Annotated in this window: 17 protein-coding genes; 7 read left to right on the forward strand and 10 right to left on the reverse strand. The window is 55.7% G+C overall.

What is annotated here, in order from left to right; all coding sequences use genetic code 11:
* Nucleotides 1-46 precede the first annotated feature (46 nt).
* From AC6I77_RS05590 to AC6I77_RS05600, 3 genes are read right to left on the reverse strand one after another with little or no spacing between them, the layout of a single operon-like run.
* The gene (locus AC6I77_RS05590; RefSeq protein ID WP_003851834.1) at nt 47-1,012 is read right to left on the reverse strand and encodes a lysylphosphatidylglycerol synthase domain-containing protein; all 966 of its coding nucleotides are present in this window, start codon (nt 1,010-1,012) and stop codon (nt 47-49) included.
* Nucleotides 1,012-2,256, reverse strand: a complete 1,245-nt coding sequence (gene clsB / locus AC6I77_RS05595) for a cardiolipin synthase ClsB (RefSeq protein WP_003851832.1) — start codon at nt 2,254-2,256, stop codon at nt 1,012-1,014. The genes AC6I77_RS05590 and clsB overlap by 1 nt, the downstream gene beginning before the upstream one ends.
* A complete protein-coding gene (locus tag AC6I77_RS05600) occupies nt 2,253-3,014 on the reverse strand; it encodes an endonuclease/exonuclease/phosphatase family protein (RefSeq protein WP_003851831.1) in 762 nt (253 codons plus the stop codon). The genes clsB and AC6I77_RS05600 overlap by 4 nt, the downstream gene beginning before the upstream one ends.
* A 179-nt stretch (nt 3,015-3,193) precedes the next feature.
* Here AC6I77_RS05600 and AC6I77_RS05605 point away from each other — a divergent pair, with 179 nt between their 5' ends.
* From AC6I77_RS05605 to AC6I77_RS05620, 4 genes are all read left to right on the forward strand, one after another.
* The gene (locus AC6I77_RS05605; protein WP_003851829.1) at nt 3,194-3,586 is read left to right on the forward strand and encodes a YbhQ family protein; all 393 of its coding nucleotides are present in this window, start codon (nt 3,194-3,196) and stop codon (nt 3,584-3,586) included.
* Between the two features lie 217 nt (nt 3,587-3,803).
* Nucleotides 3,804-5,177 carry an ATP-dependent RNA helicase RhlE gene (rhlE, locus tag AC6I77_RS05610; RefSeq protein ID WP_003851827.1) on the forward strand — a complete coding sequence of 458 codons (1,374 nt, stop codon included), beginning with the start codon at nt 3,804-3,806 and terminating at the stop codon, nt 5,175-5,177.
* Nucleotides 5,178-5,179: 2 nt separating this feature from the next.
* Nucleotides 5,180-6,130, forward strand: a complete 951-nt coding sequence (dusC, locus tag AC6I77_RS05615; RefSeq protein WP_003851824.1) for a tRNA dihydrouridine(16) synthase DusC — start codon at nt 5,180-5,182, stop codon at nt 6,128-6,130.
* Between the two features lie 70 nt (nt 6,131-6,200).
* On the forward strand, nt 6,201-7,388 hold the full coding sequence (locus AC6I77_RS05620; RefSeq protein ID WP_497816754.1) for an MFS transporter: 1,188 nt from the start codon (nt 6,201-6,203) through the stop codon (nt 7,386-7,388).
* 50 nt (nt 7,389-7,438) lie between these two features.
* On the opposite strand, the gene AC6I77_RS05625 is transcribed toward AC6I77_RS05620, so the two are convergent.
* The 4 genes from AC6I77_RS05625 to AC6I77_RS05640 all read right to left on the reverse strand — a co-directional run bounded on the left by AC6I77_RS05625 (nt 7,439) and on the right by AC6I77_RS05640 (nt 13,205).
* Nucleotides 7,439-9,040 carry an inorganic phosphate transporter gene (locus AC6I77_RS05625; RefSeq protein ID WP_003851818.1) on the reverse strand — a complete coding sequence of 534 codons (1,602 nt, stop codon included), beginning with the start codon at nt 9,038-9,040 and terminating at the stop codon, nt 7,439-7,441.
* Nucleotides 9,041-9,227: 187 nt separating this feature from the next.
* Nucleotides 9,228-10,358, reverse strand: coding sequence for a L,D-transpeptidase family protein (locus tag AC6I77_RS05630; RefSeq protein ID WP_078804205.1), 1,131 nt, complete (start codon nt 10,356-10,358; stop codon nt 9,228-9,230).
* A 214-nt stretch (nt 10,359-10,572) separates the two neighbouring features.
* On the reverse strand, nt 10,573-12,387 hold the full coding sequence (locus AC6I77_RS05635) for a glycoside hydrolase family 15 protein (RefSeq protein WP_039659229.1): 1,815 nt from the start codon (nt 12,385-12,387) through the stop codon (nt 10,573-10,575).
* 236 nt (nt 12,388-12,623) lie between these two features.
* Nucleotides 12,624-13,205, reverse strand: coding sequence for a DedA family protein (locus tag AC6I77_RS05640; RefSeq protein ID WP_039659231.1), 582 nt, complete (start codon nt 13,203-13,205; stop codon nt 12,624-12,626).
* Nucleotides 13,206-13,414: 209 nt separating this feature from the next.
* Here AC6I77_RS05640 and AC6I77_RS05645 point away from each other — a divergent pair, with 209 nt between their 5' ends.
* From AC6I77_RS05645 to AC6I77_RS05655, 3 genes are all read left to right on the forward strand, one after another.
* The gene (locus AC6I77_RS05645; protein ID WP_008925064.1) at nt 13,415-14,002 is read left to right on the forward strand and encodes a Yip1 family protein; all 588 of its coding nucleotides are present in this window, start codon (nt 13,415-13,417) and stop codon (nt 14,000-14,002) included.
* 179 nt (nt 14,003-14,181) lie between these two features.
* Nucleotides 14,182-15,129, forward strand: a complete 948-nt coding sequence (pbpG, locus tag AC6I77_RS05650) for a D-alanyl-D-alanine endopeptidase (RefSeq protein ID WP_003851808.1) — start codon at nt 14,182-14,184, stop codon at nt 15,127-15,129.
* A gap of 226 nt (nt 15,130-15,355) precedes the next feature.
* Complete coding sequence (locus tag AC6I77_RS05655) at nt 15,356-17,800, forward strand: DUF3772 domain-containing protein (RefSeq protein WP_039659233.1); 2,445 nt, start codon at nt 15,356-15,358, stop codon at nt 17,798-17,800.
* A 94-nt stretch (nt 17,801-17,894) separates the two neighbouring features.
* Here the strand turns inward: AC6I77_RS05655 and AC6I77_RS05660 are convergent, their stop codons facing one another.
* From AC6I77_RS05660 to dld, 3 genes are all read right to left on the reverse strand, one after another.
* The gene (locus AC6I77_RS05660) at nt 17,895-20,546 is read right to left on the reverse strand and encodes a beta-N-acetylhexosaminidase (protein ID WP_039659235.1); all 2,652 of its coding nucleotides are present in this window, start codon (nt 20,544-20,546) and stop codon (nt 17,895-17,897) included.
* A 48-nt stretch (nt 20,547-20,594) separates the two neighbouring features.
* Nucleotides 20,595-21,992, reverse strand: coding sequence for a chitoporin ChiP (gene chiP, locus AC6I77_RS05665; RefSeq protein WP_039659236.1), 1,398 nt, complete (start codon nt 21,990-21,992; stop codon nt 20,595-20,597).
* A gap of 360 nt (nt 21,993-22,352) precedes the next feature.
* Nucleotides 22,353-24,056, reverse strand: coding sequence for a D-lactate dehydrogenase (dld, locus tag AC6I77_RS05670; protein ID WP_003851802.1), 1,704 nt, complete (start codon nt 24,054-24,056; stop codon nt 22,353-22,355).
* Nucleotides 24,057-24,137: the final 81 nt, after the last annotated feature.

Below are 24,137 nucleotides of genomic sequence, written 5' to 3' on the forward strand. Positions count from 1 at the left end.
CAGTGAGTCATTAGCAGGGAGGCGCATTATCTGCGCCTCCCTTTTTTTACGACTTCTGCAATTTCTGTTCGTTCTTCTGACGCAGATGCTTCGCCCGACTCTCCAGCCCCAGATAGAGCACCAGCGCTAACAGCAGCGGCAGGATAAAGTAGAGCACGCGATACGCCAGCAGGCCCGCAATAATGGTGCCATGCGAGACGTGCTGACCGCTGAGCAGCGCCAGGAAAACCGCTTCCAGCACGCCAATACCCGCCGGAATATGCACGATTACGCCCGCGATACTGCTGATCAGCAGCACGCCCAGCACCATCGGATAGCCTGTGTCACGTCCCAGCAGCAGCCAGATAATCGCGCCCATCACCATCCAGTTGGCGCAGGACACTGCGAACTGCAGCAGCGCCATGCGCAGCGAAGGCAGCTGCAGCGTCTGGCCTTTTACCGTCCAGCGCCGCTGCTTTGAGAAAGCGCAGGCCCAGAGATAAACCGCCACCAGTACCAGCAGAACCCCGCCAATCAACCGCAGTGTGGTCTCGCCGATAAACCAGCCGCTGGGGATCGAGACCATGCCGGCACTGAACACCACGCCCGCCAGCAGAATATAGCCCAGCCAGTTGGTCGCGATGCTCAGGGAGAAGATGCGGGTGATGGTGCCGCTATCGAGACCGAGTCTGGAGTAAAGCCGGTAGCGCATCGCCACACCGCCGACCCAGGTGCTCAGCGTCAGGTTAAAGGCATAACAGATAAACGACACCAGCATCACCTGACGCTTCGCCAGTTTGTGGCCGCAGTAGGCGCGGCCAATCAGGTCATAGCAGCCATACACCAGGTAACTCAGCACCACCAGTCCGGCGGCGGTCAGCACCACAAAACGGTTGTAATTAACGATGACGTTATAAACATCTTCCCAGTTCACTTTGCGGGCATAAACCACCAGCAAAACCACCACCGCGATGAAAAACAGTACGGTGAGGATTTTTTTCGCCAGTTGCCAGCGTGGATGTTTTTTTGCCATCAGGATTTTGCTCCCGGATTATCAGCTTCAACGCGATCCTGCGTTTCCATTTCAGGTTGTACCGGCGGACTCACCTGAGCCAGCAAGGGCGTATGCGCCGGAAGCCAGCCCGCGATGGCCGGGAAATGGCGCAGGAAGTGAAACACCACCACGCTTTTACTCAGTTGCCACCAGTTTCGCGGTGGCAGGTGCTCCTCCTGGACGCGCTTGCAATCGTTGGCCAGCAGCGCTTCGAGGTTGTCACGCAGCGTCTGATTAAAGGGATGATCGTGAATGATCAGGTTGGCTTCCAGGTTTAAAGAGAGGCTGAGCGGATCGAGATTGCTGGAGCCGACGGTGGCCCAGTGATCGTCTTTTACAGCAATCTTGCCGTGCAGCGGACGACGAATATATTCATACACTTCGACGCCGCCATCGACCAGATAGTTATAGAGCAGCTCCGCACCCACTTTTACTATCGGCATATCTGGCTCGCCCTGAACGATCAGGCGTACCCGGACGCCACGCTGTGCGGCATTACGCATCTCACGCAGCAGCCGGTAGCCAGGAAAGAAGTAGGCGTTGGCAATAATGACATCCCGCTTCGCCTCGCGCAGCATCTCAAGATAATGCACTTCGATGTCGTCGCGATGCTCGTCGTTATCGCGATAGACATAGAGCACCTGGGCATCGCCAGGTGTAGCGTTCACTGCCGGACGATGAGAACGCGAGCCCCACCAGCGGCGGGTAGGCTGCTCGCTGCCAATCGCCTGTTGCAGATAGCGGGCAATATCGGCCACAACCGGGCCTTTGACCTGCACTGAGTAATCCTGTTTTGCCTCCGGGCCATAATCGGTGTTGTGTTCAGCCGAAAAGTTGATGCCGCCCACAAAGGCGACGACATCATCCACCACCACGGTTTTGCGGTGCAGACGGCGAAATACGTTGGTGCGCATCCCCATCACCAGCGGACGGGGATCGTAATAGATGAAACGTACGCCCGCGCTGGTCAGGCTGTTCACAAATTTATCTGAGAGTTCAGCGGAGCCATAACCATCGACCATCACTTCAACCCGCACGCCGCGCTGTGCCGCAGCCAGCAGCTCACGGTGCAGAGCGTTGCCTACCTCATCCTCAAACAGAATAAAGGTTTCGATTAATACCGTGCGTTCTGCCCGCTGAATCGCGCCAAAGACGCGCGGGAAAAACGCTTCGCCATTTTCCAGCAACAGCAGCCGGTTGCCTTCCTGCCAGCTAAAATTCATAGGTGGATCTCCACGGCCAGCGGTGCATGGTCCGACAGATGTGACCAGGGTTTACGTGGCAGTGCCCACGGATGACTGACCGTGGCGTTGCGCACATAGATGCGGTCAAGTCGCAGGATCGGGAAGCGTGCCGGAAAGGTCCGCGCCGGGCGTCCGGTTTTCATGCTGAATACCTCTTTCAAACCCGCACCCTGTTTTAAAATTGAGTTAGCGCGTCGCTGCCAGTCGTTGAAATCACCCGCCACGACGACCGGTGCGTCGGGCGGCAGCGAGTTAACCATTTCACATATTTTCTTCATCTGCGCGTGACGATGCGCTTCTTTCAGGCCCAGATGTACGCAGATGACATGCAGCGTGCCGTGCGGTTCCGGCAAGGCAATCTGGCAGTGCAGCATGCCGCGATTTTCACTGCCTGCCACCGAGATATCCCGGTTTTCATATTCGGTGATGGGGAAGCGTGACAGCACCGCATTGCCATGATGTCCCTCCGGATAGACCGCATTTCGCCCATAGGCGAAATCGTTCCATATGGTGTCGGCCAGAAACTCATAATGCGGAGAATCGGGCCACGCCTCATGATTAAGGGCGTGGATAGCATGCGTGCCCATTACCTCCTGGAGAAAGACCACATCCGCCTCTGTTGCGCGAACGGCGTCGCGTAATTCGGGCAGGATGAATCGGCGATTAAACGGGGCGAAACCCTTATGTGTATTGATCGTCAGGACTTTTATTGAAAATCCTTGCGTGTTTTGTGGCATACTCGCGACGCACTCCTTTTCATCATCATCAGAATCAAAGTGTAGTCTTTGTCACAAATGGGTGGTGAAAGAGGGCAATAATTAGGGCGTTATCCGAAAATTGTTTTACATTGAGGAAATCGTTTCCGGCTTCTGCCGGTAGCACTTGGGCGACCTGTTGGGTCTGCCAGGAGAACTGAATGAAATGGTCTAATCGTATTCAAATCATCACGGGTCAAACGTTATTGCATATTGCTATGCATTTACTGGTGATCGCTGCGCTGATCTGGGGCTGGAAGCACAAGGCTCTGGTTGATGTCTGCAGTACGCTGGTGGCGATGTATGCACTGGTTTTTGTTGCCATGCTGGTAACACAGCGCATCCCACGTTTACGTACTCTCGGCGATTATCTTGAAGAAGCGACCACCACTTACTACTTTGGCGCTGCCATGATGACACTGTTCCTGGTGTCGCGAATTTACCACAACAACCTGCTGCTGGCCTGTCTCGGCGTAGTGATGTTGCTGGGTCCGGCGCTGGTCTCGCTGCTGGCGAAAGAGCCGCCGCGGCGAATCGAAAACAAACGTAGTTAAGTTGAAGGCCACCGGAAGGTGGCCTTCCTGTTTTCAGGCTATTAAGTTGTGTCAGTAAATGTGAGCTATCTCGCACACTGTCTATAAAGCTGATACACTCGCTCGCTTACGCATCGTAGTTTGTGCCCTTTTCACGCGTCAGCCCCAGCTGGCGTCATTATCCCTCTGAAAACTACACCGTGAATCACGGCCAGAGCGGACCGGAGTAAATCACGTAATGTCTTTTGACTCTCTCGGCCTGAGTGCCGATATTTTGCGCGCGGTCGCCGAACAAGGCTACAGCGAACCTACACCTATCCAGCGCCAGGCGATTCCTGTGGTGCTGGCTGGCCGCGATCTGCTGGCGAGTGCCCAGACCGGCACCGGCAAAACGGCCGGCTTTACTTTACCCCTGTTACAGAAACTCTCAGCCACTGCCACGCCAATCCGCGGTCGTCGCCCGGTGCGCGCCCTGATCCTGACCCCAACCCGTGAACTCGCGGCGCAGGTCGGTGAAAACGTCAGCGACTACAGCAAGTATCTTTCGCTGCGTTCGATGGTGGTGTTTGGTGGTGTCAGCATCAATCCCCAGATGGTCAAGCTGCGTGGCGGCGTTGATATTCTGGTCGCAACACCAGGTCGCCTGCTGGATCTGGCGCAACAGAATGCCGTTGACCTGTCACAGGTCGAAGTTCTGGTGCTGGATGAAGCGGACCGCATGCTGGATATGGGCTTTATCCATGATATCCGTCGTGTGCTGGCGCGCCTGCCGGCGAAACGTCAGAACCTGCTGTTCTCTGCCACCTTCTCTGATGAGATTAAAGGTCTGGCTGAGAAACTGCTGACCAATCCGGAAATGATTGAAGTGGCTCGCCGCAATACCGCCTCTGAGCAGGTTGCGCAGCAGGTCGCTTTCGTTGATAAGAAGCGCAAGCGTGAACTGTTGTCGCAGCTGATTGGCGAAGGTAACTGGCAGCAGGTGCTGGTCTTCACCCGTACCAAACACGGCGCGAACCACCTTGCCGAGCAACTGGGCAAAGATGGCATCAGTGCTGCAGCCATTCATGGCAACAAGAGCCAGGGTGCACGTACCCGTGCGCTGGCCGACTTTAAGTCAGGCGGCATTCGCGTGCTGGTTGCGACCGATATCGCGGCCCGTGGCCTGGATATTGAAGAGCTGCCACACGTCGTGAACTACGAGCTGCCTAACGTCGCCGAAGATTATGTTCACCGTATTGGCCGTACAGGTCGTGCAGCCGCGACCGGTGTCGCACTGTCGCTGGTCTGCGTCGATGAGCATAAACTGCTGCGTGATATTGAGCGTCTGCTGAAGCGTGAAATCCCGCGTCTGGCCGTTGAAGGTTATGAACCCGATCCGAGCATCAAAGCGGAGCCGATCATTAATGGTCGTCAGCAGCAGTCTCGCGGCGGTGCAGGTGGCGGCGGCCGGGGTCGTGGTCAGGGCGGACAGGGTGCAGGCGCATCGCGTTCATCTTCATCCGGCGACAAGCGTCCTCAGGCGCGTCGTCAGAGCCAGGCCGCGCCTCAGGGCGATAAGCCCGCGTCGCGTCCACGTCGTCCGGCAGCCGCGAAGCGTACCGGTAACGTCTGAGTATGAGGGTTTTACTGGCGCCGATGGAGGGCGTGCTGGATTCACTGGTGCGCCAGCTGTTATCGGAAGTGAACGACTACGATCTCTGCATCACTGAGTTTTTGCGCGTGGTCGATCAACTGCTGCCGGTAAAATCTTTCTACCGTCTCTGCCCCGAACTGCATAACGCCAGCCGCACGCCTTCAGGCACGCGGGTGCGTATGCAGCTGCTGGGGCAGCATCCCGAATGGTTAGCCGAGAACGCCGCACGCGCGGTGGAGCTGGGTTCCTGGGGTGTTGATCTCAACTGTGGGTGTCCCTCTAAACTGGTCAACGGCAGCGGAGGCGGCGCGACCCTTCTTAAAGATCCCGATCTGATTTATCGCGGCGCGAAAGCGATGCGTGAAGCCGTCCCTGCGGATTTACCGGTAACGGTAAAAGTGCGGCTCGGCTGGGATTCCAGTGCCCGCAGTCTGGAGATTGCCGATGCGGTTCAGCAGGCGGGAGCCAGCGAGCTGACGGTGCATGGGCGGACCAAAGAAGAAGGCTATCGCGCAGAGGCGATCAACTGGCAGGCAATTGGCGAGATTCGTCAGCGGCTGCGCATTCCGGTGATTGCCAACGGCGAGATCTGGGACTGGCAAAGCGCGCAAAATTGTATGGCAGTGACGGGCTGCAGTGCGGTAATGATTGGCCGTGGTGCACTGAACATCCCCAACCTGAGCCGGGTGGTGAAATACAACGAACCACCGATGTCCTGGACGGATGTGGTGCGGTTACTGCAGAAGTACAGCCGGCTGGAGAAGCAGGGCGATACCGGCCTCTATCACGTGGCGCGTATCAAACAGTGGCTGGGTTATCTGCGCAAAGCCTATGGCGAAGCCGATGGCTTATTCAGTGAAATCCGCGCGTTAAAAAACTCCGGCGATATTGCGCAGGCAATCGATCGTCACGCGATTGTTCACGGTTTGTGATAAAAAATCAGGCGACCCCTTCGCGACCTGACGGTATAGTGGGCAAAATTTCCTATACCACTAGCCTGCTATGTCTGACACCGCTGTACTGAGCAACAGCCAGCTCAACAAACGAATCCTCTCCGTTATTATCTTCACTTTCTTCTGTTATCTCTCCGTCGGACTGCCGCTGGCCGTACTGCCGGGCTTTGTCAACAATCATCTTGGCTTCAGCTCCTTTATTGCCGGACTGATTATCAGCATTCAATATTTTGCGACGCTGCTCAGTCGTCCGCAGTCGGGCCGTCTGGCCGATCGGCTGGGGCCAAAACGGGTGGTGATGCTGGGACTGCTCTGCTGCGGCATGAGCGGGGTGCTGACTATCGTGGCCGCAATGCTGAGCAGCTGGCCGTGGCTGAGTCTGGCGCTGCTGGCTATCGGGCGACTGTTTCTCGGGGTAGGCGAAAGCTTCAGCAGCACGGGCTCTACGCTGTGGGGCATGAATATCGTCGGGCCGTTGCAGACCGCGCGCGTCATCTCCTGGAACGGTGTCGCCACGTATCTGGCGATGGCTGTGGGTGCACCGCTGGGCGTGCTGCTCAACAATCAATTTGGCATGAGTGGATTTGCCGGACTGATTGCGCTGATGGGCGTCGCCGGTTATCTGATGGCCAGCCGCAAACCGTCGGTCACCGTCAGCGTCGGCGAGCGCATTCCGTTTCACCGCGTCTTCTCCCGCGTCTGGCTTTATGGTCTGGCGCTGGGCTTCGGCACGATCGGTTTTGGCGTCATCGCGACCTTTATTACCCTCTATTTTGCCAGTCGTGACTGGCAGGGCGCAGCCTATGCGCTAACGCTGTTCAGCCTGGGTTTTGTGCTGGTGCGGCTGGGGTTTGGTCGCTTTATTACCCGCTTTGGTGGATTGCATGTGTCGCTATTCTCTTTTCTGCTGGAGTGTCTGGGACTGCTGATTATCTGGCAGGCGGATAGCGCCTGGCTGGTGGGCGTGGGCGCATTCCTGACCGGCAGCGGTTTTTCGCTGGTCTTTCCGGCGCTGGGTGTTGAGGCGGTAAAAAGGGTTGAGCGTCAGGATCAGGGCTCGGCGCTGGGAACCTATTCCGCTTTCCTCGATCTTGGGCTGGGTTTAACCGGCCCGGTGGCGGGACTGTTTATCGGACACTGGGGAATGCAGTCGGTTTATCTGGCTGCTGCGATGATGGTGCTGGGCGCATTACTGATTACGCTGCGGCTCTATGGGCAACAACGGCTCAGCGCCTGATTATGGTCAGCATTGGCTCACCCCCTGACTGGTGGTGAGCCAGAGATGCATCAGAAATGGGTAAACAGCCAGTAGAGCAGGGCGGAAAGCAGAATAGAAACCGGCAGTGTTAATATCCAGGCGACAGCCAGATTACGCAAGGTTGAAAACTGCAGACCTGAGCGGTTGGCCGCCATGGTGCCTGCCACGCCAGACGACAGCACATGTGTAGTCGACACCGGCAGGCCAAAGCCATCCGCTGCGCCTATCGTCATCATCGCCACCAGTTCGGCGCTGGCACCCTGCGCATAGCTCAGGTGCGTTTTCCCAATTCGTTCTCCCACTGTCACCACAATTCTGCGCCAGCCCACCATGGTGCCAAGACCCAGCGCAATCGCCACCACCACTTTCACCCACATCGGGATAAAGCGGGTGGCGCTGTCGAGTTCCGCTTTCACCGCCTTAAGGTTGCGTTCCGTCTCCTGTGGCATTGCAACTTTCGTGTTTTGCAGATGCTTAATCGACTCTGAGGCCAGATACATCTGGTTGCGGGTGTTGGTCACCGCCTGAGCAGGAATATTGTCCATGGAGCCGTAACGGCGAATCTGATCGCCTACCTCGTTCAGCGTCCTCGCCAGCGCCGGCAACACATCGGCATTCATCTGGTTACTGCCGACAAAGCCGGTCAGCACGTCGCGGGCCGCCGGCGGGTTCGCCGTCGCCGGTTGCAGCTGCAACAGCTGATGCGCGGTCACTTCAGTCAGCGCGGCTACGCGTGGGATCTGATCGGCAGGCAGCGATCGGTTGAGGGCGTAGGCGATCGGCATGGTACCGACCAGGATCAGCATAATCAGCCCCATCCCTTTCTGCCCATCGTTGGAGCCGTGCGCAAATGAGACGCCGGTACAGGTCAGGATTAGCAGGCCACGAATCCAGACCGGTGGTGGTTGATCGCTTTTTGGCGCCTGATAAAGCTGCCGATTGCGGATAAAGATCTTCATTACCCAGAGCAACAGCCCGGCGCAGACAAAGCCGACCACCGGTGACAGTAGCAGAGCGTAGCCCACCTTCAGCGCCTGATCCCAGTCTACGCCGCTCACACCGCTGCGCCCGTGCAGCATGGCGTTGGCAACCCCGACGCCAATAATCGAGCCAATCAGGGTATGCGACGACGACGACGGCAGGCCGAAATACCAGGTGCCGAGATTCCAGATAATGGCGGAGAAAAGCAACGCATAGACCATGGCGAAGCCGTTGCCGCTGCTGGCCTGCAGGATCAGCTCGACCGGCAGCAGCGAGATAATGCCAAATGCAACCACGCCGCTGGAGAGCAGCACGCCCATAAAGTTACAGAAACCGGACCAGACCACCGCGACGCCGGGCGTGAGCGAGTGAGTGTAAATCACTGTAGCAACTGCATTGGCGGTATCGTGGAAACCGTTGACGAACTCAAAGCCGAGCGCAATCAGCAACGCCAGTCCCAGCAGAAAGAACGGCAGATAGCTGGTGACCGGCATATTGGTCTGTTCGACGTCATTGACCAGGTTGAGTCCGGCGAAGGCCAGTCCGGCGACCAGCAGAATAAAAAATAGCGGCTTGCTGAAGCGACTGCCCTTGCCGTTGAAATCGGGCCGTCCCTGGGCTGATGAGGAGGAGAGACTGTTTTCGCTCATGGTGTACCTCATATGGCTGATGCCGGATGCTGATATGCATCGGGTTAACGGAGTGTGATACGCGCTTTATATGACAGATTAATGATGGTCACGTGGGGAAGGAGAGGAGAAATATTCGTCAATTTGCCTTTATGCAGGCAATAAAAAAGCCAGCGACAGGCGCTGGCTTCAGAAGGCAGAGTGACAATTACGAGCTGGTATTTGCCGCTGCTGCTGGCGCTGCAGGTGTTACCGGCGCGGCAGGTGCAGCTGGCTCAGTGGCTGGCTGCTGCGGCTGCTGCGGCTGAGTAGCATCGCTGCTTGCACCCTGTGGCGTTACCGGCGTCATTGGCTCTTCCTGAGGAGCAGCCTGTGAATTTTCGGGTACCGGAACAGGCGCAGTCTGGACATTGTTTTCCACACCATTCACTTTTACTGGCATACCGGTACGGCTCTGAATCGCGGCATTAACCTGATCCTGATTCACGCTGGCATCAACCACAATTTTGCTCACGGCCTGAGTCAGGGTAATCGGCACCAGCTCACGTGAGTTGAACTGCTCTTCAGTGGTCGACAGTGGGTTATGCACTTCCACATAACGTGAACCGTCCGGCTCTACAGTCGCTTTCACGGGCTGATCAACGAACTGTACGCGTGTGCCAACCGGCACATTCTGATACAGCCATTTGATATCGTCAGCACGCAGACGCACACAGCCATGGCTCACGCGCAGGCCGATGCCGAAGTTGGCGTTGGTGCCGTGAATCGCATAGAGACGACCAATGTAAAGCGCGTAAAGGCCCATTGGGTTATCCGGGCCTGCCGGGAACACCGCTGGCAGCGTTTCGCCGCGAGCCGCGTAGTCCGCATGCATACCTTTGGTTGGCGTCCAGGTCGGGCCATCTTTCTTACGTTCTACCGCGGTAGTCCAGCTGATCGGCGTATCTTTACCCAGTTCACCGATACCAATTGGCAGAACCACGACGGTTTTGCTGCCCTTCGGGTAGTAGTAAAGACGCATCTCCGCGCTGTTAATCACAATGCCTTCACGCGGTGCGTCAGGCAGGATCAGCTGCTGTGGGATGATCATTTTGCTGCCAGCCTTTGGCAGATAAACGTCAACGCCCGGATTGGCTTCCAGCATATTGCTGAGGCCCATCTGGTACTGTGCCGCAAAAGCTTCCAGCGGCAGTTTGCTGTCTTCAGGAACAGTAATTTCGATATTTTCCCCGATCAGACGGCTGTTGGCCGGCGGCAACGGGTAAACCACAGCAAAGGCTGACTGGCTGAACGCCGCCAGAGCCAGTGCGATTGAAGCGAAAGCGCGAATGATTTTCATATTTTACAATTCTTTATCGCCATATTTCAGGCTGTTCAGTGTGTCGAATTCATGCTGGCCAATGTGACCTGCTGCGCATTATATGTTCATTAAACTGACGTTGTGAATCGGGATTTTAACCTCCCTGCAATACTTTACGTAATTTCAGCGCGGATGTTAGCGCATTTCCGTGAATCAGGAGGGTAAAAATGGGGCTTTCCGGGGTTACCACCGATTAAGGTTGCCACTGCGTCTGTTCGCCACTGAGTTTGCGGTTCAGGAAAAAGGCGGCACTGATCAACGCCAGATGTGTCAGCGCCTGCGGTGTATTCCCCAGCGCATGGCCGTGACTGTCAAACTCCTCGGCATAAAGGCCCAGCGGATTGGCGTAGCTCAGCAACTTCTCGAATTCAAAATGCGCCTCCTGAATCCGCCCTGCGCGTGCCAGACATTCGACATACCAGAAAGAGCAGGCGCCAAACGAGCCTTCCGATCCTTTAAGACCGTCGGCGGGCGTCTCATGCGTATTGTAACGCCTCACCATACCATCACTGACCAGGTTGGCTTTGATCGCATCCAGTGTGGCAATCCAGTCCGGATCGGTGGCACCAACAAAGCGTACAAGCGGCATCAGCAGCATGGAGGCGTCAAGGTATTCGCCATGCCGGGTCGAAGAGAAGTGACCGCGTTCGCTGTTCCAGAAGTTCGCCCAGATATCTTCGCGGATCTCACGGCGTGCCCGATCCCAGCGCTCGTAAGGCATCGGCAGGGATCGCTTCATGCCGAGACGCAGCGCACGATCCATCGCTACCCAGCACATCAGACGTGAATGCAGGAAATGCTCCGGTTCGCCGCGCATCTCCCAGATACCGGCATCGGGCTGATCCCAGTTATCGCTTAGCCAGTCGATCATTTTGACCACATGTTGCCAGCCGCGCTGAGAGATCGCCTCGCCATATTTGTTGGCCAGATAGACCGCATCCATCAGTTCGCCATAGATATCGAGTTGCGTCTGCTGCCAGGCATCATTGCCGATGCGCACCGGTCGGGAGTCGGCATAGCCGGAGAGATTCAGTAATTCCATCTCATGCAACTCAGTGCCGCTGTCGAGACGGTACATCACCTGCAGGCGCATCTCATCATGATGGCTGTTTTCAACGCAGCGACCCACCCAGTGAGTAAAGTGTTTAGCTTCATCGATATAACCCAGCCGCATCAGCGCATACATGCTGAAGGACGCGTCGCGGATCCAGGAGGCGCGATAGTCCCAGTTGCGTTCGCCACCCAGTTCTTCAGGCAGACCAAACGTTGCCGCCGCCGCAATGGAGCCGTGCTGATACGAAGTCAGGAGCTTCAGGACCAGCGCCGAACGCTGCACCATTTCACGCCAGCGTCCCTGATAGGTGCTGTGGCTGCTCCAGTGTCGCCAGTAATTCAGTGTCTCTTCAAAGCAGTGTTCAGTGGCCAGCGCTTCGATATGCGCATCATCCACGCTGCCAAATTCGAACTGCGCATATTCGCCGGGCTGTAACGTGAAGTGGGCTGTCGCACTCTCATCCTCCAGCGTCATCACCACCGAGGCTGCAAGGCGCAGCGACGGCTGGCCCTCAGCATGAAAGTCGATACAGCCATTATGCGCTTCTGCACGGGTCTGCGCCCGGGCATAGTCGTGGCGGGGCGAACAGCGCATCTGAAAGGTGGCACTGCCGCGGACCATTTTGAGCCGACGGATCAGGCGCGGCATCTTATCCCTGTCATCACAAATCGGCATGTAGTCGGTGATTTCTGCCACGCCTTCATCATCCAGCCAGCGGGTCTGCAGGATGTTGGTGTCGGGCAGGTAGAGTTGCTGACGTCGTGCATTGGGCCAGTCAGGAGCCAGAGAGAAAAGTCCGGCGTCATCGCTATCGAGCAGGGCGGCAAAGACCGACGGGCTGTCAAGTTCAGGCCAGCAAAGATAATCAATGGTGCCGTCATTGGCGATCAGCGCACAGGTGCGCAAATCGCCAATGACACCGTGGTCTTCAATCTTACGTTTTACCTTACTCATTCTCATCTCCCTGTCAGTGTCCCTGCTAACTATAGCTGAGCTATTCGATGCGGCTTCGGTTGGGCACAGATGGTTAACGTAAGGTTGAATAAGGCAGGGAAGGGAAAGCGCGTAGAACAGGGAAGGTGAAACTGACGACGTGGTCAGCAGGGTGCCCGGGCGCTGATGCGTGTCTGGCGACCCTGCTGACGTTCACTGCCAGTGACGCCTGCTGGCAACGGCGTTGTTTATTTCATTTATTCCTGATCGGCCCGACGGTTATGCCAGCGGCGGATGAACCAGCGCAGCACAAAGGCAAAGATGACCGCGCCCACCAGCCACAGCAGATGTTTCAGATGCTGATCGAGTTTGTGCAGCCACGGCGCGATGATGCCACCCGCGAAATAGCCGAGGGTCACGAAAATCACGGCCCAGATGGCCGCTCCGATAACGTTAAGAATGAAAAATTTCATTGGATTAAGGCGGCTGGCACCGATAATAATTGGGCCAATCAGCCGGAAGCCATACATAAAACGCACGCCAATCACAAACAGGCTGGGACGGCGTTTAATCAGTCGGTTCGCCTTGACCACTTTATCCTGATGCTTTTTAAAGCGGCGCAGGATGCGCGTGCCCCAGCGGCGGCCTACCCAGTAGAGCAACTGATCGCCGACAATGCCGCCACTCATCGCGGCCAGCACCACGCCCACGTAATGCAGCAGCCCCTCATGCGCGGCCACGCCGCCCAGCAATGTAAATGTTTCCCCTTCGGCAATACAGCCAATAAAAAGTGCCAGATAGCCGTACTGTGTAATTAATGCGTTGATATCCAGATGCAAAATGACTCTCCCTGTGCATTGGGTGATGGTTTCTTTCAGTCTATACGCGATTTGGCCTCCCTTCCGCCCGTGCACGATGGAGGGGTTTATTTACGCTGTTTTTTTGTCCGGTCACCACGAAAGTTTTACTGCCGTTTATACTTGAGAAGACGCTGCCCCCAAAGACGCATGCATCACCGGGCGGCCCATCGCATCAGAGGAGTGACTGTATGAACCATGTCTGGGGACTTCTGGCGCATCCGAACCAGGAAATGCGTCATATCAAGCAAGAGAATGAAAGCGTATCGCACCATTACACCCATCATGTTCTGCTGATGGCGGCGATCCCGGTGATCTGCGCCTTTATCGGAACAACTCAGCTGGGCTGGAATCTGGGCGACGGGCAATATGTGCAACTTAACCTGGCGACCGGGATCGGGCTGGGCATTCTGTTCTATCTGATTATTCTGGGTGGCGTGGCGGTAATGGGACGCGTGATTCACTGGATGGCGCGGGATTACCCTCAGCGTCCCGGCGTTCAGCGCTGTACGGTCTTTGCCGGTTACGTCGCTACGCCGCTGTTCCTGAGCGGACTTGTCGCACTCTATCCGCTGGTCTGGCTCTGTGTGCTGGCAGGTGCGCTGGCGCTGCTTTACACCGGCTATCTGCTCTATATCGGCATCCCCCTGTTTCTGAATATCGACCGCGAAGAGAGTCTGCGCTTTTCCGGCTCAACGCTGGCCATCGGCGTGCTGGTATTTGAAGTGTTACTGGCATTAACTGTCGTGCTGTGGGGATATGGACCGCATCTTTTCTGATAGAACGCTGCCGCCGCTCTGGCGGCAGTTCTCTTTTTACGCCCGGAAACAATCTCACCAGGAAATTTCTTAACCTTACGCGTATGATACCGCTGCCAGCCCGCGCTGCGAGTTTACTGAGGCGGGCGGCCTGTGTCGGTCTGACACAGTACATCTTCATAACCGGGTTTTTTTCTACGATGCCTGCAAAAATTCGTTTTACTCTGCTTTCGCTGGCGCTGCTCGTTTCAGGGCAGATTGTTTCACTTCCGGCGCAGGCGACTACCACACTGTCGCAACTTGCGCCTATCGCTCAGCCGCAGATCGCCTCTGGCAGTGCGATGATTGTCGACCTCACCACCAATAAAGTGCTCTTTTCCAGCCATCCGGATCGGGTCAGGCCTATCGCGTCGATCACCAAGCTGATGACGGCGATGGTCGTGCTGGATGCGCATCAGCCGATGAACGAGATGATACCTGTCGATATCAGCCAGACGCCGGAAATGCGTGGTGTCTTCTCACGCGTGAAGCTCAACAGTCAGATCAGCCGCCGTAATATGATGCTGCTGGCATTGATGTCCTCGGAAAACCGTGCTGCTGCCAGTCTCGCGCACGCCTATCCGGGCGGTTATAACGCCTTTATCCGGGCAATGAACGCGAAAGCGCGATCGCTGGGCATGAAACAGACCCGCTATGTCGAGCCGACCGGTTTGTCGACGCAAAACGTCTCAAGTGCACAGGACCTGGTTAAGTTGCTCAAAGCCACACGGGAATATCCGGAGCTGGGCGCGCTTAGCACCACGAAAGAAGAGACGGCGGTTTTTGCTCATCCGAGCTATGCGCTGCCGTTCCGCAACACCAACCATCTGGTCTATAAAAATGACTGGCATATTCAGCTGACCAAAACCGGTTACACGGATGAGGCAGGCCACTGCCTGGTGATGCGTACCATGATTAATAATCGTCCGGTGGCGCTGGTGGTACTGGATGCCTTTGGCAAATATACCCACTTCGCCGACGCTAACCGTCTGCGTAGCTGGATCGAGACCGGTAAAGCGGCACCGGTCCCTGCGGCCGCACTGGCTTATAAAAAACAGAAGTCGGGCCAGGTCGCCAGCAATGGTGCCAGCAGTGCCGGCGTCGAGTAAAAATAGCCGACATGTTGTATTGCGCGACAGGCATTGCCTGCAGGCTGAGCAGGATGCCAGAATAGAATGTGGTCAGAGGCTTCAGGCCCTTTTTTGCCTCTGACCGCCCGGAATCAGCCCCAAAAAATGCCCGTTATTCCTATATTGCCCTCCCTTGCAAAGCCCTACACTACGCGCGACTGGCGAGGGAAGATCGCCTGATTTAAGCTGCCGGAATCTTACTCATATGTTTATACGATCCTTTTTTGCATTGTTAATGCTGGCGCTGGTGGGGTTTGCCCCGGCGCTGGCGCTGGCCGCGGATAATACGGCCACGCCTGCTCAGGAACAGGATGCGCCACCGAAGCTGAATGCTGCGGTGGAACTGCCGAAAATGCAGAAGATCCTCGATAAAATTAAAAGTCAGGTCTCCGTCGATGCCGGCGAAAACAAGCTGACACAGCTGAATGAAATGGCGCTGGAACTCTCTGGCAGTGCCGATACGCTCGGGCAGGCGCTGGTACCCGATCGCCAGCAGGTCGATGCACAGCTGGGTGTACTTGGCCCGGCCCCGAAAGCCGACAGTGGGGTGAAAGAAACCCCGGAAGTGACACGCAAGCGTAACGCGCTTGAGAGCCAGAAAGGCAAACTCGACGACCAAATCAAACAGGCAGAAGGGATTAAAAATGGCGCGCTGATGCTCTCCTCGCAGATTGTTAACCTGCGTCGTGATCAGCTGAAAAGCCAGCTGGCGTTGAACTCCGGCAGCATCCTTGGTGCACGCTTCTGGTCACCGTTGCTCAATAGCCAGGATCTGGATGGTGAGAAGATTGGTGAGTTCCTGCAGGAGTTGCAGGATACCGCGGCACTCTCATGGGAGCCGGGCTGGCGCGTGGGCAGTGTCTTCTGGCTGCTGGCGGCATTGCTGGTGATGACGGTCGGTCGTCGCTACAGTGAAGAGTTTCTGGCCTGGGTCAGCATTAATAAACTGCCGGAAGGGAAGCTACGTCGTAGTTTCCTGGCGGCAGCGGTAGCGCTGACTACGCTGGCGGCTGTTGTCCTCACCTTTAACTTTCTCTCTCTGGCCTTTACCCGCCGGGATGAGGTCTCTGAAAACGTTCAGGACTTTGTTGATCGTCTGGTGCAGCTAAGCGTCTTTTGTGGCCTGATTGCCGGACTGGGGCGCGCATTCCTCTCTACCCGCAGGCCCAGCTGGCGCTTACCGGCTATCTCCAATGAAGTGGCGATGGCATTAAAGCCGTTTCCACCCATCACCGCTGTGCTGGTGTTTATCTTCCAGACGGTCGAGGCGTTTAACTACAGCGTCGGCACCAGTCTGAATACCACCATTTTTGCCAACGGCCTGACGGCACTGTTGATTGGCAGTACTGCACTGGCGATCAGCATGCGCACCAACCGCGTACGCCGTCGCCTGACCCAGGCGGGCACACCGCCGGAAGCACGCTCAACGCTGGTCGGGCTGATTCAGATGGGCCTGACGCTGACCGCGGTTGCCATCCTCGTGTCGCTGCTGATCGGTTACGTTACGCTGGCGCGCTTCCTGAGTTATGAAGTGATCTGGTGCGGTCTGCTGTTTGGTTCGTTCTACTTCCTGAGTCACCTGCTCAAGGATGGTTGTGAGAGTCTCTTTTCGACCAGTAATGCCACCGGTCGACGCATTCAGAGTTCACTTAACATCAATGAGCGTCATTTGCAGCAAACGGCTACGCTGCTGACGGCCATCGGTAAAACCTTCCTGGTGCTGGTGGTGGCGCTGGCGCTGGTCAACGGCACCTTTGCCTCTTCAACGCCGATTGAGCTGCTGCAAAAAGTCATTGAGTTCTGGGGCGGTAAAGGCCTTGAATCCCTGAACATCGTGCCAGCGCATATGGTGAATGCGATAATTTGCCTGATTGTCGGCATCTATGTGCTGCGATCGGTGCGTCGCTGGCTTGATACCGATTTCCTGCCCAAAACCACCATGGATGTGGGGATGCGGGTGTCGCTGGTGACGCTATTCAGCAACATTGGTTATGTGCTGATCATTCTGCTGACCCTGTCGATTATGGGGCTGCAGTGGAACAAGCTGGCCTGGATCGTCAGTGCGTTGTCGGTTGGTATCGGTTTTGGCTTACAGGAGATCGTGAAAAACTTTATCTCCGGTCTGATTCTGTTGACCGAGCGGCCAGTCAAAGTCGGCGATCTGGTGAGCATCAGCGGCATCGAAGGGGATATTCGCCGGATTAATGTGCGTGCCACGGAAATTCAGCTGGGCGACAAATCCACCGTGATTGTGCCGAACTCGCAGTTTATCTCGCAGAATGTGCGCAACGCGACAATGGGTAATGCGCAGGGTGTGGTCACCATTACGCTGACCTTCCCGCTAAATATCGATCCGGTAAAGGTGCGCGATATTCTGCTGGAAGTTTATAACGAAAACGAACGTATTCTGGAAACACCTGAGCCATCGGTTTCGTTTAAAGATCTGACCCAGCAAGGGATTGTCCTGAGCGTCACCGGTAATGTTGCCGGTCAGCGGCAGATAGCAGGAGCGAAGAGCGATCTGCTGTTCGATATTCTGACGCGTCTGCGTAAAGAGGGCATTCTGCTCTCCACTCCGCAGACCATGATTATTGAGCGCCGTCAGCAGATAGCAGATGTGGAGCCGGTACCCGAAGAGAAGCTGGTTTAAAAGAACCCGTTTCAGAGGTGAAAGGGCCGACGTCTGTCGGCCTTTTTTATGTCCAAAACACGGGCTTTTAAGCCTGTTTTCTCACTCCCGCTGACTACAACGTTTCCTCACGGCTGGTGCGCTGGCCATCGCTGCTCACCGACCGAATGGCGACAGTACCGTTGACCTGCGGCGGTCTGTTGGCGTCGTAGCGCTGCCAGTTCTCACCCTTGTCCAGGCTGTATTCCAGCGTAATGCCAGGCAATGCCACGTTCATCAACAGAATACCATCAGCAATTTTTGCTCCCGGTACGGGCAGGCGATAATCAATACCCGCTTTATCCAGTTTTGCCAGTTCCCGTTGTCCCAGCAGGTTGGCAAATCGCTGCCAGTCGTTCAGAAGCGCCTTCTGATCAACAAGTTGTGTTTTGCCACCGGTATACTCCTCACCCGGCTGATAGTCCCGCTCCCAGCTGGCGCGGTGCCAGCTGCGTTCTGCGACTGAAAGGAGGCGAGGATAGTTCATGTACTCCATTTGATCGTCAGTGCGCACGGTCTCGCTCCACAGCTGGGCCGAAATACCATAAGCCCCTTTCCAGGGTTTCGCGGATTTGGCGCTGAAAACGTTACCGTCGCGATCTACCGAAGTTTCAGCATTCTGCGGCAGGTTGTCCGGTGCGAAGCCAAAGATTTTTCGCTCATCGTTGAAGCGAGTGCCCCAGTAATAGCCGCGCTCCAGTGGGTTAACTTCATACGGGAAGTCCAGATAGAGGTAGTCAGGGCTGGAGATGACTACGTCGTACCCTTTCTGTGACCAGTCACCGGCGCTGTCAAAACCGCCCCAGTAGAGGGTATCCCAGAAGTTGACTGCGACACGCGGCGTCGCGAACTCTCCGGCATGTTTGACATCTTTCAGGCCATCCTGCCAGGCCTGCATTTTGCCAATACCGTGCCGGTTCACGATTTCGTTCACGGTCAGGGCAAAATAGCTCGGCAGATGGGCCAGATCTTCCACTTTGCCGCTTTTCACCAGTGCCTGACAGGCCTGTGATTTTGCCCATGGCAAATCTTCGCGGCTCAGGTCTTGCAGACCGGTACCCGGTTTTGGACTGTTTTTGTCAGAGTAGCCTGCGCCCAGCCGGATATTCTTCGCTTCATCACCGCCAAAATGCCAGACGCTGAGTGGCTGGCCTGCCTCCTGGTGCATCGCCTTGATTTCACCAATCACTTTGTCCACGAAGCGTTGTGAACTTTCAATGCAGGGGTTGAGATAGCTGGTACGGTCGTAAAACTGCACTGAGGTGGTGTTGGAGTTATCGGTCGGATCGATCAGGCGCCAGGCGTTAGCCTCGTCAGGTTTCCCCTCCTTCATCAGCCGCTGATAGCGCGCTTCCATTGAGATGACCGCCGCCCGGGCATGGGCGGGTATGTCAATTTCCGGGATGACCTGAATGTGGCGCGCCTGCGCATATTTAACAATCTCTATATAGTCAGCGCGACTGAAATAGCCGCTGCCATTGTTATCACTGAAGGGGCCGGAACCCAGTTGCGGCAGCAGACACTTTTGTTCGGAAAGATCATGACAGCGTTTCGCACCCACTTCCGTGAGTTCCGGTAGGCCGGGAATCTCAATCCGCCAGCCTTCATCATCACTGAGGTGGAAATGGAAACGGTTCATCTTCCACGATGCCATCTGATCAAGCTGTCGCATCACCGCCTGTTTACTGTGGAAGTTACGGGCAACGTCAAGGAAGGCACCGCGATAAGCAAAGCGCGGCGCATCATGGGCTTCCAGCGTGGCAATCCGTGGCGCGCCCTCTGAGGGGACCAGTGACAGAATCGACATCAGACCGTAGAACGCACCGGCAGCGTCGTAGCCGACTATGCTCGCACGGCGGGAAGTAATATCGAGGTCGTATGCGCCCGATATCGCTTTTTTGCCGCTAAAGTGACCCGGTTTGACCTGCGTGTTAATAGCGAATCCATCAGGCGATTCTTTGAGGCCAAGCAGTGCCATACGCTGTCTCACTGCCTCAGCGGTTTCACGGCTCAGTCCAGTCAGTGACAAGGTGACGCCACGGCTGAGATCGGTATCCTGCGAACGAAGTTTAACGTCCAGCGGCGTGGGTGTGATTTGCCCCCGCAATGCTGAGGCTGGCAGGGTGGCGACATCGCTGTTTTTCTCAAACCGGCTGACAGGCTGCATCAGGACGTTATTGTCATCGGCACTGCGTCGCCAGTGGTTATCCAGCGGCAATACAAACTGGCTGGGATCTTCGTAGTCAGTGCTGGCAATGATTTTTGGCGTCGCCTCACCGGAGGTGACATACCAGCGCGGCATCACATCAGTCACGAACAGTTGCCAGTATTCGTTAACGATGGGGATCTGCACTGATTCGCCCGCGCCAATACCCGTGAATTTCTCTGTTGGCTCCAGTCGCGTTAAGTCTCCGACCAGATGCGTCAATGTAAACTGATCGTTATCGACCCGCAGCGTCTGGCGGATGTTGCTCATGTAGATGGCCCAGTTTTTGTCGGTCAGTGCAGGGCCGTTATTGGTCAGCGTGATAATGGCGCGGTTACAGGAGGCAAAATCGGCGCCTAACGCGGCGCAATCTGTACCGTGCAGTCCCGCCTGGTTGTCTGTTACCTGATAGGTCACGCCAAACTGGCTGATTTGATCAACCACCTTCTGCCCTGACGAGCTGGCGTGGCCTGTGGCGGTAACGCTCAGCAGAGTGAGCGCGATAAGGCTTAACTTGAACATGTTGATTCATCCTTAATGGTGAAAATAGTTCCGAAAGTCCGCAGGGCGTCAGAACAGCGTAAACGGCGCGATAACAATAAATTTGATGTCCTTCTCGTCCTGGAAAATGTTGTTGTATCCATTGCTGAAGCTGGGCAGGTCGCTGTGATTTTTGTAGCGGGTATAGTGAAGATGGAACTGGGTGTCTTTGGCCCGGCCCTGCTGGATTTGATAGATCAGATCAAGGTTCCAGGCCGACTCTCTCAGTCGCTGACTCTGGTCAACGGTGGGGAGCGTGGCGGGTTTTGCATCCCAGCCCCAGACGTAAGATGCGCCGGCTTTCCAGCCCGTCAGCTGCCACGGCGATAAATCGAGCATCGCGCCTGCAAAGATCGCTTTTTCACCATTGGCGTTCCAGTCAGAACGCGAATCCCACCAGATATCCATTCGTCCGTTGGAGGTGGCGTAGCCCGGCGTCATGCGCTGCAGGAAAAAGCCCTGATTCCCTTCAGCTTTAACCCAGCTGCCTTCAAGTCGGAGATCCACCGGGCCGACGGTATAACCGACGGTGATCGCCTGTAACCAGGCCAGGCCATCATAGACATCACGCGGGTTTGCGGCGCCCCCCGAGACTTTGTCGCGTGCGCCATAAAACTGATAGCTGGTGCGCAGTTCGTTACCACCTGGGCTGGCAGACCAGGATGCTTTGGCAAAATATTGATCCATATAATGTGCGGCCTGACCAAATGCACCTTCAAGCACCAGATTATTTTTGAAGTCATATTTCATGCCGAATGAATGCAGGTAGCTGACAGGCGTTTTATTATCAGCCTGCCGGAAATCATATAAATCACGATACCAGGGGGCTTTATATTTATCGGTCCACATCCAGGAGAGTGATAATGCGCCTGCTTGCTGGAAATCATAAAGTGCACCCGCTTCAAATCCGCGATAGGTGCCGGGCAGGAAACTCCAGTGAGGCGCAATCAGTGTCTGTCCGGTTGGCTGGATATAACCCGCGCGTAACCAGTAGTCGTTATGTTTTAATTTCAGTGCGGCTTTATAAACCGATGCGCCACTGCTGTCGCCATTCCATTTTTCATTCCAGCGGGAATGCGATTTACTGAAGCCAATTTCATTGGGTGCGGCGGGACCGCTATTGGAAAGTTCAACGGCGCCAAACACGGCGAGGTCCATGCCAATCCAGTCCCCGGCATAGCCGGACTGATAGTCGAGGTTACTGTTGAGTGAAGTATGGTGTAAATTAGCCTGGTACTCTCCCTGATGCTGACTGGCGGGATCGCTCTCTTTTCGGTCTCGCTGTCGCTGCCAGTAAAAAACATTTCCTGTCAGCGTTGAGTCGTCAAAAAATCCGGCAGCATAGGCTGGCGTTGATGACATTGCCGTTACGCCTGCTGACAGCGCTATTATTTCCATCAATACTAATGTGTAGTTTTTTTTAGACATGGAAGATCCTGCCCTGAGGTAAATTAATATTTGTGGTTTTTTATTTTTGTGTCGTGAATATATTTTTCGCGACGCGAATTATCAATTGGCAGGGTGGTTTTTTGTGAGGCGTTGCGCATAACCCAGAGACATAAAATAATGTGGGTTCAATATGGGAGGATGGATTAATTTTTTATTAAAATATTATTAGCAGACAAGGTAAGGGCAATCGGTAATCAGGGAAAGCAGTCAGGCTGGATTAAGTGATGACTATTTCATTAACTGAATAACCAAATAGTCTGCAGGTTTTATGGGGTCTGCTGGTTCGGCTGTTTTGAACGTCAGCCTGCAGAGAAGGGCAGGCTGACAGATAACAGCGAGTTAAACCTGTTTCACCGCCCAGCCTTTTTGCTTGCTGGTTTTGCCAATGCCGGGATTGAAGCTGTTAGTCGGATCGAGCCGGCGATAGAACGCCGCCAGTTGCGGTTTCGCCTGATAGAGATGCCCAACGTTATGTTCAGCGGGATATTCCGCGCCGCGCGCCTGAAGGATCTCCAGCATCTGCGCTTTCAGCGCGTGCACATCGACCCCTTTTCTGACGATGTAATCCTGATGGAAGACATGACAGAAGAAGTGACCATAGTAGAGGCGATGGCTTAAAGATGCGCGAATCTCATCGGGCAGAGTTTCAAACCAGTCCGCATCGTTGCGACGCAGGGCGATATCCAGCGCCAGAATATCCTCGACCTCATCGGCATGCACCGCGTGGTAGCGCACGGCCGCACCTGCCGCCGCGAAGCGATGCAGAAAGGCGTGCGCACCTTCTTTGCCTTCACACTCAAAGAACTCGCCGCCGCCTTCGCGGAAGTAGTCACGCAGGAACTGACGCGCTTCTGCCACGCCGTCGCCCGACATCTTCAGCATCAGATGATGTTCATATTTATCGCGATACTGCTTCATGCGTTTGGGCAGATGCGCCGGAAACAGTTTACTCAGGCGCTGCAGCAGGCGATCGCTGAAGTGCGGTTTAACGAAGGAGAGCTTGTTCAGCCAGGCATCAATCCGCCCCTTCAGCGTGAAAAACAGCGGCATCTTATCGGTGCCCAGCTTGTCGATCATCAGGAAGGTGTCTTTGCCATAGACTTCCGCAATGTCATAGATGTCGCGGTGCATATATTCGCCCGCCACCGGCAAATGAGTAAAATGCGCCAGCATGTGACGGCGGATATCGTTGAGCACAGCGGGTTCGTTAGTGCCGATGTAAAACACCTGCTGCTGCGGTTCAGTGGGGAAGGTATCAAGTCGCACCGCGAAGACCGCCAGTTTCCCGGCACAGCCGGATGCTTCGAACAGACGACGCGCATCAGCGTTGTAACGCGCTGGCGTATCGGCATCAACTTCACGCACCCGGTCTGCATATTCATGATCGGAAGCGTGACGGCCATCGTGCTGCACATCTTTAGGCTGCCAGCGATCGTCATCCAGTCGCCCCAGAATCTCTTCCGGCGACGTTCCCAGATCGATGCCGAGATGGTTAACCAGCTTCAGTCTTCCCTGTGCATCAATCTGAGCAAACAGGGCCATTTCGCTGTAGGCCGGGCCGCGCTTAATCAGCGATCCGCCGGAATTATTGCAGATGCCGCCCAGCACCGAGGCACCAATACAGGAGGAGCCAATCACCGAGTGAGGCTCGCGCCCCAGCGGCTTCAGCGCTTTTTCCAGCTGATAGAGTGTACTGCCGGGGAACGCCAGCACCTGCTGGCCACTGTCAATCAGCTGAAGCTTATCGAGTCGCAGGGTACTGACGATCACCAGCGGGCGATCGTAATCGTCGCCATGCGGCGTTGACCCTTCGGTCAGGCCGGTATTGGCCGCCTGCATCAGGATGATGACATCCGCATTCACCAGCGTTTGCAGTACCCGCCAGAGCTCCAGCAGCGTACCAGGAAACGCCACGGCCAGCGCGTCACCTTCGCCGGAGCGAAAGCCTTTGCGATAGCGGGCGGTCTGTTCAGGTTCTGTCAGCAGATGAGAGGGGCCGACCAGGCGGCGCAGGTCAGAAAGCAGGGCAGAGGTTTGTGTCATGAGCAATTCCCTTGTCTTATCAGTGCGTCCTAACTGTAGCACGTCAACTGACCACAACGCAGTGTGACCCTGACCGCTACC

It is taken from the genome of Pantoea sp. X-Soil-ISGK-259, assembly GCF_059730705.1.

Coding starts and splice junctions, on each gene's coding strand:
- AC6I77_RS05600 (WP_003851831.1), bottom strand. CDS start 3,014: ATGCCACAAAACACGCAAGGATTTTCAATAAAAGTCCTGACGATCAAT.
- dld (WP_003851802.1), bottom strand. CDS start 24,056: ATGACACAAACCTCTGCCCTGCTTTCTGACCTGCGCCGCCTGGTCGGC.
- AC6I77_RS05605 (WP_003851829.1), top strand. CDS start 3,194: ATGAAATGGTCTAATCGTATTCAAATCATCACGGGTCAAACGTTATTG.
- AC6I77_RS05590 (WP_003851834.1), bottom strand. CDS start 1,012: ATGGCAAAAAAACATCCACGCTGGCAACTGGCGAAAAAAATCCTCACC.
- chiP (WP_039659236.1), bottom strand. CDS start 21,992: ATGTCTAAAAAAAACTACACATTAGTATTGATGGAAATAATAGCGCTG.
- AC6I77_RS05645 (WP_008925064.1), top strand. CDS start 13,415: ATGAACCATGTCTGGGGACTTCTGGCGCATCCGAACCAGGAAATGCGT.
- AC6I77_RS05655 (WP_039659233.1), top strand. CDS start 15,356: ATGTTTATACGATCCTTTTTTGCATTGTTAATGCTGGCGCTGGTGGGG.
- AC6I77_RS05625 (WP_003851818.1), bottom strand. CDS start 9,040: ATGAGCGAAAACAGTCTCTCCTCCTCATCAGCCCAGGGACGGCCCGAT.
- AC6I77_RS05630 (WP_078804205.1), bottom strand. CDS start 10,358: ATGAAAATCATTCGCGCTTTCGCTTCAATCGCACTGGCTCTGGCGGCG.
- rhlE (WP_003851827.1), top strand. CDS start 3,804: ATGTCTTTTGACTCTCTCGGCCTGAGTGCCGATATTTTGCGCGCGGTC.
- AC6I77_RS05635 (WP_039659229.1), bottom strand. CDS start 12,387: ATGAGTAAGGTAAAACGTAAGATTGAAGACCACGGTGTCATTGGCGAT.
- dusC (WP_003851824.1), top strand. CDS start 5,180: ATGAGGGTTTTACTGGCGCCGATGGAGGGCGTGCTGGATTCACTGGTG.
- AC6I77_RS05620 (WP_497816754.1), top strand. CDS start 6,201: ATGTCTGACACCGCTGTACTGAGCAACAGCCAGCTCAACAAACGAATC.
- AC6I77_RS05660 (WP_039659235.1), bottom strand. CDS start 20,546: ATGTTCAAGTTAAGCCTTATCGCGCTCACTCTGCTGAGCGTTACCGCC.
- pbpG (WP_003851808.1), top strand. CDS start 14,182: ATGCCTGCAAAAATTCGTTTTACTCTGCTTTCGCTGGCGCTGCTCGTT.
- clsB (WP_003851832.1), bottom strand. CDS start 2,256: ATGAATTTTAGCTGGCAGGAAGGCAACCGGCTGCTGTTGCTGGAAAAT.